Below are 15216 nucleotides of genomic sequence, written 5' to 3' on the forward strand. Positions count from 1 at the left end.
TGGTCTGTTGTTCGAGCGGGTGCGAAAGGGGGTCTTTGTCCTGTGTGAGAGGGATCCAATATTATCGGTATTAAAAGAAATGGTCATCTTTCGATCCGGTTGTCGAAATTTACAGCCCCCAACATAGACGCTTTGCTGCCGATACGCACACTTTCCCTCATCATTCCCGCCTACAACGAGGAACGCACGATCCATTTTATTTTGGATAAAGTGCGCGACGTTGTGTTGATCAACGACATCGCCAAGGAGGTGATCATTGTGAACGATGGGTCTACGGATGGCACCGTGGAAGCCGTGAAGCGGTACATGGAAGCGAACCCGGTAATGGGAATCCGCTTGATCGAGCAACCGAAGAACATGGGCAAAGGAGCTGCGATACATCGCGGTATCTTGGAATCCACAGGTGAATACCTGTTGGTGCAGGACGCCGATCTGGAATATGATCCCCGCGAATACAACGATCTTCTGAGACCAGTGCTGGAGGGCTTTGCCGATGTGGTCTATGGATCTCGGTTCATTGGGCATCACCCGCACAGGATCCTGTTCTTCTGGCACAGCATCGGCAACAAGTTCCTCACCCAACTTTCCAATGCGTTCAACAACCTGAACCTAACGGATATGGAGACGTGCTATAAACTGATCCGTAGCGATATTGCCAAAGGGTTGGTCCTGCGCGAAAGACGATTCGGGTTTGAACCCGAAGTGACCGCGAAACTTGCACGTGTGAAGGGTGCTCGGATCTATGAGGTCGGCATCAGTTATTATGGACGCACATACGCAGAAGGAAAAAAGATCGGTTGGAAAGATGGATTCCGGGCTATCTGGTGCATTGTGAAATATGGCATCAGTGCGCGCGCATAATCCGACCCGAGCGGACCGTACGAAGGTGGAGTGGTTCGCTGGGGCACTTGTCGTGCTCCTTGGCGTTGTGTTGCTTGCGTACCGGGCCGTTTCGGATGGCATTGCTGAAAAGGGCGATGGCATTCAGCACTACATGATAGCGCGCTATTCGTGGTTGCACCCGCGATTGTTCGTGGAGCATTGGGGCAAGCCTTTGTTCACGCTCCTGGCTTCTCCGTTCGCACAATTGGGCTATGCCGGCATGGCGTGCTTCAATGCTTTGGTAGCGATCCTTACCGGGTTCTTTGCGATCCGTGTGCTCCGCAGAGCAGGTGGAATTGCGCAGCTAACATTCCCGTTATTGGTCATGCTTTCTCCCCAGTATGCGCAGTTGGTGGTCAATGGAATGACGGAGGTATTGTTCGGGCTGCTTACGGTCCTTACGGTTTATCTGTTGTTCGAGAAACGCTATGTGCTTGCTGCGTTGATGGTGTCGTTCACTCCGTTCTCCAGACCGGAATATGCTTTGTTCCTGCCCATGGTGGCACTGTGGATCGTTTGGTGCAAACAGTGGAAAGCATTGCCATGGCTTGGAGTAGGTTTTGTCGTCTACGGATTCGTTGGCGGGTTGCTTATTGGCGATCCGCTGTGGTATTGGTACGGCGATCCATATCATGTGGATAATGACACCTACGGCTCTGGTGATCTTTTCCATTTCGTGGATCACGCGCGGCAGATCTTCGGTCAACCGTTGCTGGTGCTCGGGCTCTTGGCTTGCGCTATTTGGCCGGTACTCTATTGGCGATCGAAAGAGCTCCGCAACACACTGCTCTTGCTAGCTGCTGTTTGCGCGGTTCCTGTTTTTGCAACACTGGGTCTGCATTCGTTGATCTGGTGGAAAGGAACATTCGGTTCCGCAGGGCTCTGGCGCGTTGTTGCTACCGTAGTACCGATCGCCGCATTGTTCACAGGATATGTTCTGATCAGCGCAGCAGCGATCCTTCTTCCCGGACAACGGTTACAGGCTGCGCTAGGTGCGGTGGTCGTAGTTGCACTTGCTGGCTGGGGTTGGTCGGATCTGCATTCGGAGACCGAGCTGCCGTTCCATGCGAATGAAGAACAATGGATGTTGGATGAGGCCGGAGACAGTGTCAAGCGCTTGCGAAAGGAGGGTATGCGCGTACACTCAACGCATCCGTTTATCGCCTTTCGTGCAGGGCTGGATCAGTTCGATACACTCCAGTACATTGCGCAATACGGCTTTCCGACACCGATACAACGCGGCTGGAATACACGGCCCGGCGACCTCATGGTCTGGGAAAGTAAATACGGCCCAAATGAAAGTTATATTCCGATCGACTCCTTGTTGGCCGATGAACAGTTCGCTCTGCGAAAGGTGGTATGCTCCAATAACAGTTACCGAGCGATCGGGCAACAACCACAGGAAGTGATGGTGTTCTCAATGAACAGTGCGAAGCGTTCCATTGTTACGGATACACTGTGGGGGAGGGGAATGCAAGCGCAAGAACTCGCACCGCGGATCGATAGTACAACGTGTGCGGACAACACCGTTCATGAAGTTTGTTTATTACCCAACCTCTATCCGTACGAACTGCGTGGTCTACAGGTGCCAGAGCAAGACGTGCTTTTTGACATGATCAATGTGCAAATGGATGTAAGTTGGGTTGATAACAACGGTGGATCACCTGCTTTGGTTCTTTCGCAAGAGATGCCCGGCGGCTTTGATCGCTTCGAGCCACTGCCTCTGCCGCAAGGCAAGTTCAACATCACATTCCGAATGCCTCCACAATGCGGTGCTCTGCCTGCGGTCCTGTACCTCTACAACGAGGGGCTCACGACCATTACCGTTAAGGACATTCTGGTTACGCGCGACCGATGGTCCCAACAGCTACAGTGATCAGTGATGTTCGGTAAACCCAAGATCCATTTAGCGGCGGTCAGTAGCTTTCATGTGTTACTGTTGGCGTTCTTGGTGGTTGGTTGCACGGGTTGTGGACGAAGGTCGTTGGATGGTGCAGTTGAAATGCGCGATGGCCAATTCGTGGTTCGCGAAAAGCCGTTCTATCCGATGGCCCTTAATTATATTTTGGCCATCCATGTACGCGGTGATTCGATCTGGGCCGGACCAAGCAAGGATTATGCACGGGTGGACCCGAACGAAGAACCTTCGCGCGCTGCTATGCATACGTCATTTCGTGCTGATATGGAACTGATCCATGAAGCAGGGTTCAATACCGTGCGGTTGGTCGGGATCGGGGAACTGTTGCGCGACCGTAAGGGCTATTTCATGAAGGCGTTCACGATAAACGATGTGGACACCATTATTGAAGTGCTTCCTGATGATGAGCGGTTCCTGAATGAACTGGATACCGTTATGCGCATCGTACGCGAGGCCGGCCTGCGCTCGATCTTCCTTACTACGGTGCATGCCGATGTTCCAGAAACCGAAGACCTCTTTGTTTCCATCGCAGAACGCATCACAAAGGACTCTGCGCTCATGGCCTTTGATATGTTCAACGAGCCGTTATACTTCGATAAATCGGAACGACCGAAACAGGAAGCGATCGCAATTGCAGCGCATTGGCGAGATCTGGTTCGCGAACATGCGCCATACCAATTCTACACGGTAGGCCTTACCGGGATCCGGGAAACATTCGAGTTCGACCCCAATCTATTGAACGTGGATTTCATCAGCTTCCACCCGTACGAATACGAGCCTGATCAGGTGCGCAATGAACTTACGTGGTATCATCGCAATGTGGATGTGCCTTGGATCATTGGCGAAACAGCTATCCCAGCGGATAACGACTCCGTGCCTTATGAAGCACAACTTACATTCGCGGAAAAGGTGTTGCAACAAAGTCGTGCGTGCGGCGCCGAAGGGTTTTCCTGGTGGCAATACAAAGACGTAGTGTGGAATGAATTCCATCCTAGTTTCATGGGCGTATTGAATAGAGAAGGGATCACACGAACGGCAAGTGGGCTCACGGTAAAGGGCACACCCAAACCGGTCATGCGCGTCCTAGTGGAATTCGATCCGAACACGGACCCAGGGCCATGTGATTGTTTACCGAATTACCTGAACTATTCGGAAGGAACCGTATCTGCAATTACCGGGCGGTTGGTGGATGAACACGGTGAACCGATCAACGAAGGAGTAGTGCTTGGTTGGAATGAACATTGGTCTGCCAGCTACCACACCACATCCGGACCTGATGGAAGATTCCAACTACGCGGAACGTTCTATCTCCACCACTGGATGGCCAGTGCTACCTACCACAAAATGGATCGAGGCGATGCGTTTCCCATTGCAATGAACAGGGGCGCAGATGGCATCCCGGCTTATGAGTTGGGGGACATTGTGCTGGAGGGTTTGGACTGATAGTTCTATTCACTATCATATAGTCCAATGCGCCGATAGAGAACGGTTCCACAAGTATTGAAGGAGGCGAGAGTGATATAATTCTCGAACTCATTCGCATCAATATCAGCAGCGAGGACATAACGATAACCATCCATGTTCGTAATTCCTTCCCGATCCGCTCTTGTCAAAGGAAGGTCCGTGACCATGCGGTAATAGTTGATAGAAGGCTCAAGCTGCCATGTATTTCCCACCTTGATAGGGTTGCCATTATGTAAGTGTTCTCGCGCATCATTACGAACCAGCGTCATAGCCTCATTCGTACAAAGGTCATACTGCCATTCAATACTTTTTTGCGGACCATATTCATATATAAAAACCCCGAACGAGAGTGCGGCGGCAATGCCGATAAATGACCGGGTCACGATCAATGAGAACCTTCCATGTGCCGTATTCAATGTTTCAAGCAGGATCAATATGAACAGAGGCAACATGAATAGTGAGAAACGGGATTGCGGGTAGTCAACGTTGAACAATAGATGCTGGACCTCAATGCCTAGCCATGTCAATGCGAGTACCAATGAGGTTGTTTCGAAATGGATGCCATTCTCAGGGCTGGGATAATTGCGGATCGAAAGTTTGCGAATAGTTAACACTACGGAAGCAAGTATGATCATGGTGATCGCAATTTGGATCAGCAATGTGACGCGAGCAGAAATCACGATCGGATGGAACCAGCTGAAGATCCAAGTCCACATTGTACTGTCGAAGAAATTCGTCCTACCACCGAAGTCCAAGTCGTTGAATTCAAGCATGCGGATAATGGGCGTGTACATCACCGAAGCGGAGATACAGCCCAACAACAGGCTAAGTATAAAAGAATTGCGCAACGATATTGCAGGGTCTATCACCTTTGCCCTTCCTAAAAAGATCATATGGGTTAGGATCATGGATACGTAGGTGCCAAGTAGAACGAAATTGCTGAGCGAAGCCAAGAGGCCCGCAAAATGGAATAGGATAATATGTATTGAAAGAGATTTGGATCCGGCCTTTGAAAGATGATAGATCCCCATCATCAAGAATCCGAAGGATAATCCATATCCTCGAGCAATGGAGAACATTTCCATCAAGAACGAATTCGAGTTCATTAGAAGGAAACCAGGAATTGCGATCAAAATTGGTAATCGGCGAAACAATAAAATGCAATAGATAAAAAAAAGAAGGAGTGCCAATAGGTTTGGAATGCGTAGCGAAAATTCGCTATTACCGAACACTTCCTCAGACCATTTCATGCCCAAAGAGTTCAGGATATGATTGTTGGTGAATGGCTCCTTGTATAAGAGAATGTCAATGACAGAGTCGCGAGGATAATACATGAACGAATAGCACTCGTCATGTGTGAATGAGGTGTTCCATGCACGGTAGCTCACGAAGGCGAACATGACGATAGCGAACAGTGTCATCCACACGGTACTGCGAACACCGAGAATTGTGGTTGTCATTGGTGTGTGTTGAAAACACGTTCGATCCGGAAACGACATTGTTCGTCCGGGATCGTATCGCGAGCGCTAAGTTCCTTGGTGCTTTTATTGAGTTCAATAAAAACACCATTCCCAACTAAGAAGGAGAATGTTCCATCATCGTTTTGAACTTGTCGGAACAAAGCCATGTCCCCAAGTTCGTCCGACCCCGCAATAACGCTCGAATCACCATATAACCTTACACCTAGAAATTTTCCAGTGTGCGACAAAAAGCAATAACGACCATCCATCAACTGCGATCGAACGAACGTTTCCCTGAGATCGGCTTCGGGTCTATTCGCCACTACGATTTCATGGTCCAGATCTACGCATACATATTGTCCATTAGAAGCCAAGATCCTGATCGTGTCGGTTCGAAGAATAGAGCGTCTTAAATTATTTGTACTCGAAATATCCGCCAGGTTGATGCCATTGAAGCGGCACCAGTCGATCAACCTAAGTTCATTCATCTCTTCCCAGAATTTCATATAATTACCGGGATAGTTACAGGTATATGCGTTTACAACAGGAACGCCCAATTGCTGCCCTGCCAGCATGCTGTTGAGATGTAACTCTATGCTGCGCACATGGTCTTCTTCGTAAGGCATAACACTGCGTACGGGCATGTAGGCAATGGCCTTCGCCGCACTGTCCCGTTGCAGTTCCATATCCAGAACGATCCGGTCGACCATGCCTTGCGCATCGTATTTGTTAAATGAACGAAGCTTGGTCATATCCAATTTATTCTCCAATACTATCAATAGTACTATGGTAAGGCCGATCAACATTCGGCTCCATTCCTTTTTACCGAATTGCGCAAAGACCAATACCGTTATTAAAGCGAAGTAAAAGGCCTGTACATGAACGACCCTGTCAATGGAGCGCATGGCACTGAATCCAGGAAGTGCAAAGATCAAGCTGTACAACGTGAAGTCTCCTATTCGTAAGCAGAAAATGATGCTTAAGAACATTGCAGAACCTACTATTGCGACCAACTGGGCATTTTGCGCACGTTCACGATACTTCCAGAGCACTACAGGTATCAGCAGTACGGCGATCCAAGGAAGGGCACCCATGAAATGGAAATGGCACCACCAGTCGTCGAACGAATAAGCAGCGTGTTCTGAAAGGCTTCTCCATGAAAGTGCTGCGGGGTGCGTAAAGAAGTAGGATGCAGGTCTTGGGACCGTACTTATAAGCGCATTGAAATCGCGTGGTTCAGCAATTGCGGAAATCTCCAAGTAGGGTTGCATGAGCGGAATTAGCAATAATGCACCACCAACAATGATCGTAACGAAACCTAGATAAGGCCGCCATGATCGACCACGTTCCTGCCAAGCGCGTTTGAAGTTGAAAAGAACGTACGCCAGTACAAGGAAGAATAGTCCATAACAGAGCATGAACCCCAAGTAGATACCACAATAGAACTGGTACACGACGGCGATCGCTAATAAGGACACATGCAACAAGCGCCCTGTATTCAGCCATTTCCAACAGAGAAGGAACGCAATGGGGATCATGAACTTCGGGAACATTTGCGCATGTTCCATGTGGCCGATCATGTAGATGCCGAATGCGAAAATGAAGGCACCCCCTGCGGCCAGCAGAGGGCGCTTGGCCCAAGCCCATAATGCTAAAAAACAACAGAGGTAATTCAGCGCGAACAGCGTCAAGATCCAGAACTGGAAAGCAGATTCTCGATTATATCCTATGCTACGGAAGAGCGAATACAGCGGTGCCGTACCCAAAAGGTTGTCACTGAAGGCGATCACATTCTTATAGGGATACATGAACGGCGCATCCCAATAATCATCTATCCGGCCAGTAGCATACGCGTGGTAATGCTCCAGTATGTAATTGTTGAATCGGGCATCCCTAAGGTCACCCGGAATTCGTTCCCTTTCAGGGCCGAAAGTGGCCAGGGGGAAAGACCATAATCCATAAGCCAGCAAAGCAACGAATGGCACGAATGCGAAAACGATGCGCATAAGACCGACCGGCTTGCTTAAGTTGGCCCAGGTGAAATTCATTCAGTCAACAAGTATACGCCAGTCGTTCGATCAATCGATGATCGACCTCCTTGTCACAACCAGTCCATAATTTGGGACCCTACAATATGCGCGTGCTACCAAAACGGTTCCGGTCCTCCATGATCATCTTTCTCTTGCTGATCTTTGGCGTCCAGGTAGACATGGACCTTGGACTGTGGCGTGACCGCGATAGAGTTATCGAATGGGATGTGCATTCGTATTACGCATATCTACCAGCGTTATTCATCTATGATGATATTCGCTTGGAACATGAATACCGATTCGACGACGATTACTTTTTATTCTGGCCTAATTATACAGCATCTGGAAAACCCATAATCAAAATGACCATGGGCGTAGCTGTTTTTTACTCGCCTTTTTTCTTTGTTGGTCATCTTTTGGCAAAGGTCATGGGATACCCAGCGGACGGTTGGTCTCCACCCTACAAGATCTTGTTATTGATCGGTGGACTTTGCTACTTTTTGATCGGACTGCTTGCCGTTCGTCGCATACTTGAACGAACAGGCTTTTCGGACACGGTTATTGCAATTGTGATCCTTTTGGTCGGTGGCGGAACAAATCTGTTCTGTTATGCAACGCACTCTGGGACGATGTCACATGTTTACTCGTTCACATTGATCGCATTATTCATGTTGATGACCCTTAAGTGGTACGACGGACCAACGTTCAGGACCAGTACGGTGCTTGGGCTCCTGGCTGGAGCCATCATTCTGATAAGGCCTACGAATGCCGTGATCCTCTTGCTTTTTTTCTTGATACGGACAACGGACCTTCGGTCGATGATCGAACGCCTGAAATTCTTCCTTGAGAAATGGCCGCTTATTGTATGGATGGCACTGTTGGCCTTCCTTATATGGATACCACAACTTGTTTATTGGAAGACCATAACAGGTCACTATTTCTTCAACCCCTACGTTGGTGAAGGGTTTTTTTTCGATCACCCACATGTTTTTGAAGGACTATTCAGTTTTCGAAAAGGATGGTATGTATATACTCCGATCATGTTCTTTGCTACGATCGGGATCATACTATTACGCGGTCGACTTGAGGGGTACCGGAATGCTGTACTAGCTTCCCTCATTGTTGCCATTTATATAACTTTCTCCTGGTGGTGTTGGTGGTATGGGGGAAGTCTGGGGCAGCGTTGCATGATCGACCTTTATGCAATCATGAGCATTCCCTTGGCCGCTTTTGTAGCTTTAATTCTTACCCAGAACGTACGCATACGCGTTTTGTCAGCCTTGGTCGGAGCGTTCTTCATTTGGCTCAACGTTTTTCAAATTGAACAGTTCGAAAATGAAGCGTTGCATTACGATGCTATGACGATGCAGCTATACTTCAAACAATTCGGGAAGGTTACTCCGATCTCTGGGTCGGATGACCTTTTGTCTTACCCGGACTACGAACGCGCAAGGACCACAGGGCGTTGATCGGTCGTTAACGTTAGGCTGCACACGACGTTGTAGTTCAAGTGGTCCTGTGGTTTGGTCTATGCTCTCCCTCGTAACTGAACTAAGAACAGCGTGTCAGCTTTGTTCGAATAGTGCTATTCCAAGGTTAGTTGATCAACGACCGCCAAGAATGCCACTGACCTCCTTAAAGAAGAGTTGCCACGTCCAATCTTCTTTAGACCATTCCCAGTTGAAGCGTTCCATGAGTCCGAAATTCAGGAAGATCAGAAATGTGAGTAAGAACCCTGTAACGACACGCGTGGATATGGAACGTGTAAATATCGAACGGAAGAGCCAAGCAAGCGGAATGGCCAACAAGGCGTAGAGGTCAACGAATCCGCGCCCACCGAAACTGGTGCCCAACCACCAACACCACCATGCGCTGTACAGCAACCACGTGAACAGTAAGACCAGCAATATGCCGATCGCCACAGCAGAGCGACGCCATGCATGAACCAAAAGCGTGATAACAACCGGGATCATCAACGGTGTATAGGTCAGCCAACCGTTTCGCACACTGGTCAATACGGACCAGGGTTCCATGGTCGTAAAGTCGAAATGCTCGTCCTTCATACCGTAGGTGAACGTTATCCAATCGCCCGTTATGTAATGCCAATACCAACTTTGCAGGACCCAGGGAATGATGGCCAGGACAACCCCCGTGATCAACGCAACCCGATGTGCGATGACATTCCGCCACAGCGTGGTAAACCCATTGGGTCGGTTCAGCACAATGACCAAAGGGAAGATGAACGTAACGATGTTCAAGTGCCGAATAAGGACGAGCAATGAACCACCAAGAACAACTAGGAATACATGTATCCATCTCGATGGATGATCAGCTCCGTCCAATAGGCGCATTGAGCAGTAGCAAAACAACCCCGCCAGGAAGAACGAATAAACGTGCGACATGTTGGGTTCATAGACGCTGTAGTAGAACAAGTTGGTCGCAGCGAACAGGGTGACCGCTGCTATCAATGCGCTTTCCTCTGTGCTGTAGCGCTTGGCGATCCGGTAGGCCAATACGATCCCGGCTCCTGCATAGGTTGCGATCCCGATCAACTGCGCAACGCCATAGGGCGATGAAAAGCCATCGATCGGGTAAACGAATACTTCGGCACCAATCTGCCCGAGGAAAAAGAACGGAAGCTGTAGTACTGAAACGCCCAACGTGAATATGCTGAGCCGCTTTCCATTCTCCATGTTGAAGCACCAATACATATGGTCAACACTTTGGTCGATGAAGACCGATGGTAGCCAATGGTAATAGCCCAATTGATCGCCACCATGCCGAAGGAATTCGAACGGGTTAGCACTGAAGATGGCCCACCCCGATAGCAATGAAATGCTGAAAACCAGAAGGAACAAACTCCACTCAAGCAAATGGTCTTCGTTGACCCCTATTCCGGTTTTTTTGAACACGCGGCCAAGGTAGCAGAGTTTCGGTATTGCACGTTAAATGCGATCGGGACCAGACAATTTCCCCAATGCAAAAGGGATAATGATCAGACCAGCGTGATCCGCTCCTCAGGTATCGGCTCCTTTCCGGTCAACCGCAAGAAAACCTGAGCGGTCGCTACCACATCCTTTTTGCAATATGCAGCGATCCGTTCAAGCCCCTGCTCTTCGTAGTAAACCCGTGCGACATCAGCACCGGTGATATCGTCCTTTGGTGTTGAAATACCGAGAATATGGGTGAGCAACGCCAGTGAGGTATAGGCTTTCCGGTCGCCAAAGCTCCACAGGTTCATGGTATCCAATAAGCCGAGCTCCCACGGTTTTCTACCGGCAACATCGAGCAGTTTCGGTAGCTGGATCCGGTGTACGACACACCTGCGTGCGATGTACGGAAAGTCGAATTCTTTACCATTGTGGCCGCAGAGCCAATGGTCATCTGCGGAATAGTGCTTGTTCAACAGCTCAACGAACTTTCGTAGCACAACGGCTTCGTCATCATCCTGAAAGGAAGTGACGCGCAATGAATAGCCGCTCTCGCTCTTCTGAACGCTTCCTACACCAATGCAAATGATCTTTCCGAATTCCGCTAGGATCCCTCCCTTCTCACTGTAGATCTCTTCAGCGGTTTTCTCATTCCGTTCTTGTTCGAAACGCGTTTTATCACTGAAGAGTTTTGCGCTGCTTGGGTTCAACTTGTTCCAGGAATATTCCTGAGGTACGGTCTCGATGTCCAGGAATAGGACCTTGCTCAGGTCGTTCGGTTTGTCCGGTCTCATTGCGATTGATCAATAGACCAATGTACGGTTTTGGCTCGTTGAAAGGGATGGAGCGCAGATAACGCAGAAATAGTTGATCAGCGCCGATCGTCCTATTATTTTGAAAGCCGGTTGCTAGTAGATAGGAAAGACCGATAGTGATCGATGCCGATCCTCCTATTTCTACTCGATCATCACGCCACGCTTCTCCATAAGCGGGATGGTGGTAAAATTGGTTTCCTCGATGCTGCCCGCCAAGAATATGTACTTCTTGTCGTAGATCACACCGTCCACATAATAGCTGAGCCAATACTGGTTGCTTAGCGCGAATACGTCTTCCACGATGCGTTCAATGCGGGCCCAACTTTTTGGACCTAAATGCTCGAGCATGTGGCGTAGCTCACTGGTCTTGCGCGTTTCACCTTCCAGCTCGCCATACCCACGTGAACTGATCAGCACGGTATCCAATTCCCTATCCGTACGGTTGATCAAATACACGTACCACGCTTCTTCACCATCTTCATCGGGCTCGCGCACAACGGCCATAGCAACACCTTCGACCTTAGGTGGATGGATGTCTTTTCGCATGGATCAACTTTTCCTCGCAGCCAATTCCCGTGCAATGGCTATCCATTGGTACACATCGTTCGGGTGACCTTCCGTATTCACTTCCTCACGCTTCATGCCAGTACGTACGAATACGAGGTCCTCGTGTGGAATTACGACCACGTACTCACCGTGGAATCCACGACAATAGTGGATCGGATGGCTGTCAACTTCTGCTAACCACCAGAAATAGCCGTAACGTTCATTGCGTTTGCCGTTGTCTTCCAGATCCGCCGGTGTAATGGACGCAAGCCAATATTCGCGTGGTACGATCTGCTTCCCGTTCCACATGCCGCTATCCAAATAGAGCTGCCCGATCCTGCCGAAATCGCGCGCGGTGGCATATAAACAGCAGAACGCACGGAAGTCACCATCCTCACGGTCCTTACCCCAATACGCATCATGCTCACAACCCAATGGTCCCCATATTTTTTCACGAACGAGTACATCCAACGGTTGGCCGTAGGCCGCCTCCAACACCTCAGCCATGATCTGCGTGCTGCCACTGATGTAATCGAATTTCTGTCCCGGTTCGTCGCGACAAGGCTGCCCAAGGCTTACCTCGCGAACATTGTACCCGTAGTAGCCTTTTGCATTATCGCTGAACGGGTTAGCACCGCTTTCGCTCCAATCCAGACCCGTGCTCATTGTAAGTAGGTTGTAGATCGAGATGTTAGCGTAACAACCCTCTTTGAACTCCGGTAAAAAATCACCGACCGGTTGGAACACGTTGTTGATCTTTCCTTCATCCATGGCTATGCCAGTGAGCACACTGATGTAACTCTTTGCTACGCTGAAACTGTTACTCACGCTATCCGCATCCCAGCCGTTCCAGTATTGCTCGAAGATCAAACTGTCATGTTGGAAAACCGCAAAACCTACCGAATACAGGTCCGTTAGTTCCTTCTCTTGCTCTGGCGTTAGTGCAAGCGTTCCGTAGCGCTCTCCTTGCGGCCATGGTTGTGGTGCTTGTGCAGGAATAGTGGAATAAGGAAAAAAATCGCGGTCATCGATCTCCGGAGAACCGCGTCCGATGAGATAGGTATAGCGCAAACCGCGGATCAGATGATCATTGCCCGTTGCATATGCAAGAACGATCAGTGCGCCAATAACAATAGCTACCCAAAGGAAGAAACGAAACAATATGCGCATGTGTTGGGGATTGCCGCCGAAGGTAATGTGTAGGCGTCGTTCAGTCAGTTACCAGCTCCACATCGAAGAGATCCGCCAATTCCAACTTCAATCGGTTCTTAACCGCTTCGATATCCAATAGGCCGCCAAGTTCTTTTGCCATACACGTTACGCCTTTATCGGCTATGCCGCACGGAACAATGTTTTCGTAGTAGCTCAGGTCCGTGTTCACATTGAATGCGAAACCATGCATGGTCACCCAGCGGCTGGCGCGTATGCCCAGTGCGCAGATCTTGCGTGCTTTCAAGGGCTCTTCCCAATCCAACCATACGCCTGTTAGACCCTCAATTCGTCCTGCTTTTATCGAATACGCTTCTAACGTGCCGATCACGGCCTCTTCCAAGGTGCGTAAAAAACGATGAATATCCGTGAAATGATGGTCCATGTCGAAGATCGGATAACCGACGATCTGCCCCGGCCCATGATAAGTGATATCACCACCGCGATCAATTGGAAAAAACTCTACTCCCTTTTCGCGCAAGCCGGTTTCGTTCAAGAGCAAGTGGCTCTGCTTGCCGCTTTTCCCTAACGTGTATACGTGTGGATGCTCGCAGAAAAGCAGATGGTCCTGTGTTGCGATGTGTTCGTTTGCCGGCAATTTGCGGTTCGCGATCTTACGGTCGATGGTATCCTGGAATAGGCCCTTTTGAAACGCCCATGCATCCGCGTAAGGGATCAGGCCGAGGTCTTGGAAGTGGACTTTTCGCATTGGTGTATCGAACAGCAAAGGTGCAACGAACGAGTTAACTAGAGGTGTATACCGCAACGACGCGACGACGCAACGCAGTGTGGTCGATCGGAAGATGATCACTCGGCAATGTCACTACAGTGCGTTTTACTCATTTGAATTCATGAACATTTGGAGCCAGGGGCCAAACGCAAAGCGACGACCCAACGTGTCTTGTATTACGTTGCGTCGTCGCGTCGTTGCGGTTCAAATACTGCGTTACTTCACCTCCGCCAACTTCCCCTTCAGCATATTGATCACCGCGATCTCGCTTGGGTCAACACCTTTTTTCTGTGCCCAGTACAAACTCACCCAATCGCCGAGGTTGATCAGATACAACTGACGAGCGAATGATGTGTCGCCCTTGCTCCAGACCTCGAAGATGTTCGGTGTGTATTTCTCGAAGATGCTTTTGTTGATCTCCATGCGCATCTGTGTGCGTTCATGGTCTTCTTTATGACGGAAGATGACCACACCCAAACTCTTGTCGCCACCGGCCCATCCTACCAATTCATTGTGGTTCATTTCGGGAATGGCATGGTGCCAACACAGTTCTTTGCTGTTCTCGTTCACCTGCTGACGGAATCTGATGCTCACGGCCTCCGTATTGGCTTCGCTATAGATCACCAAGCGCTTACCCACCAATTTTTCGGTGAGTTCCATTGCTGCTTTCTGGATGTGTGCTTTATCATCCTGCAACATGTTCGCAGCGGTGTTTATCGCACCCTCGAAACCATCGCCACAGATCCCAAAATGATGCAACAAGAAGAATTGTTGGACCAACGAATATGCCAACATGGTGCGCGGTGGGTTCCCACCTGGAATAATGATATGGTCCAAGCCTTTTGCTTTGGCCATCTCCAACATGGCACCACCGCTGGTGACCACGCATACGCGAGCACCTTTGTTCAGGGCTTGTTCCATGGCGGCCAAGGTCTCTTCGGTATTGCCGCTATAACTGCAAGCGATCACCAAACTCTTGTGGTTCACATAACCCGGCAGGTAATAGTTGCTATACACTTCGATCGGGCACTTCGCTTCCTTGCTCAACAGTTGAGCTGCAATACGACCGCCAATTCCGCTGCCACCTAGACCGGTAACAACGACGTTGGAATATGGCCCTCCGGGTGCTTTGAGCTGAGCTTTACGGCCGATCTCAAGGGCCTCTTTCAATTGCTTAGGAAATGCGTCGATCAAGTTTTGCATGTGGTGGTCTGGTCTTCTTTGGGGTCAAA

At 49.5% G+C, this 15216-nt stretch carries 12 protein-coding genes; 4 read left to right on the forward strand and 8 right to left on the reverse strand.

Translation table 11 applies throughout. From position 1 onward, the window contains the following. Positions 1-132: 132 nt before the first annotated feature. The 3 genes from IPF95_04810 to IPF95_04820 are packed head-to-tail and all read left to right on the forward strand — an operon-like array spanning position 133 to position 4243. Entirely contained in the window at positions 133-861 is a 729-nt protein-coding gene (locus IPF95_04810; protein ID MBK6474012.1) for a glycosyltransferase family 2 protein, read from the forward strand. Beyond that, a complete protein-coding gene (locus tag IPF95_04815; protein ID MBK6474013.1) occupies positions 839-2758 on the forward strand; it encodes a DUF2029 domain-containing protein in 1920 nt (639 codons plus the stop codon). The genes IPF95_04810 and IPF95_04815 overlap by 23 nt, the downstream gene beginning before the upstream one ends. Positions 2759-2764: 6 nt before the next feature. Then, a complete protein-coding gene (locus IPF95_04820; GenBank protein MBK6474014.1) occupies positions 2765-4243 on the forward strand; it encodes a cellulase family glycosylhydrolase in 1479 nt (492 codons plus the stop codon). A gap of 5 nt (positions 4244-4248) precedes the next feature. Here IPF95_04820 and IPF95_04825 read toward each other — a convergent pair whose 3' ends face one another. Further along, positions 4249-5724 carry a hypothetical protein gene (locus tag IPF95_04825; protein ID MBK6474015.1) on the reverse strand — a complete coding sequence of 492 codons (1476 nt, stop codon included), beginning with the start codon at positions 5722-5724 and terminating at the stop codon, positions 4249-4251. Continuing rightward, entirely contained in the window at positions 5721-7772 is a 2052-nt protein-coding gene (locus IPF95_04830; GenBank protein MBK6474016.1) for a hypothetical protein, read from the reverse strand. Before IPF95_04830 ends, IPF95_04825 begins: the two co-directional genes overlap by 4 nt. A 119-nt stretch (positions 7773-7891) precedes the next feature. Between IPF95_04830 and IPF95_04835 the strand changes: the two genes are divergently transcribed. Next, on the forward strand, positions 7892-9223 hold the full coding sequence (locus tag IPF95_04835; protein ID MBK6474017.1) for a hypothetical protein: 1332 nt from the start codon (positions 7892-7894) through the stop codon (positions 9221-9223). Between the two features lie 135 nt (positions 9224-9358). Here the strand turns inward: IPF95_04835 and IPF95_04840 are convergent, their stop codons facing one another. From IPF95_04840 to IPF95_04865, 6 genes are all read right to left on the reverse strand, one after another. After that, positions 9359-10666: a hypothetical protein gene (locus tag IPF95_04840; protein ID MBK6474018.1), complete on the reverse strand. Its 1308-nt coding sequence runs from the start codon at positions 10664-10666 to the stop codon at positions 9359-9361. An 83-nt stretch (positions 10667-10749) separates the two neighbouring features. Then, positions 10750-11478, reverse strand: a complete 729-nt coding sequence (locus IPF95_04845; GenBank protein MBK6474019.1) for a ribonuclease H-like domain-containing protein — start codon at positions 11476-11478, stop codon at positions 10750-10752. Between the two features lie 162 nt (positions 11479-11640). Then, positions 11641-12045 carry a hypothetical protein gene (locus IPF95_04850; protein ID MBK6474020.1) on the reverse strand — a complete coding sequence of 135 codons (405 nt, stop codon included), beginning with the start codon at positions 12043-12045 and terminating at the stop codon, positions 11641-11643. Between the two features lie 3 nt (positions 12046-12048). Then, on the reverse strand, positions 12049-13215 hold the full coding sequence (locus tag IPF95_04855) for a serine hydrolase (GenBank protein ID MBK6474021.1): 1167 nt from the start codon (positions 13213-13215) through the stop codon (positions 12049-12051). A gap of 40 nt (positions 13216-13255) precedes the next feature. Then, entirely contained in the window at positions 13256-13963 is a 708-nt protein-coding gene (lipB, locus tag IPF95_04860) for a lipoyl(octanoyl) transferase LipB (GenBank protein MBK6474022.1), read from the reverse strand. A 237-nt stretch (positions 13964-14200) separates the two neighbouring features. Beyond that, positions 14201-15187 (reverse strand): bifunctional phosphoglucose/phosphomannose isomerase, encoded by a 987-nt coding sequence (locus IPF95_04865; GenBank protein ID MBK6474023.1) that lies wholly within the window; start codon positions 15185-15187, stop codon positions 14201-14203. Between the last annotated feature and the right edge of the window lie 29 nt (positions 15188-15216).

The organism is Flavobacteriales bacterium, assembly GCA_016704485.1.
Classification (GTDB): domain Bacteria; phylum Bacteroidota; class Bacteroidia; order Flavobacteriales_F; family PHOS-HE28; genus PHOS-HE28.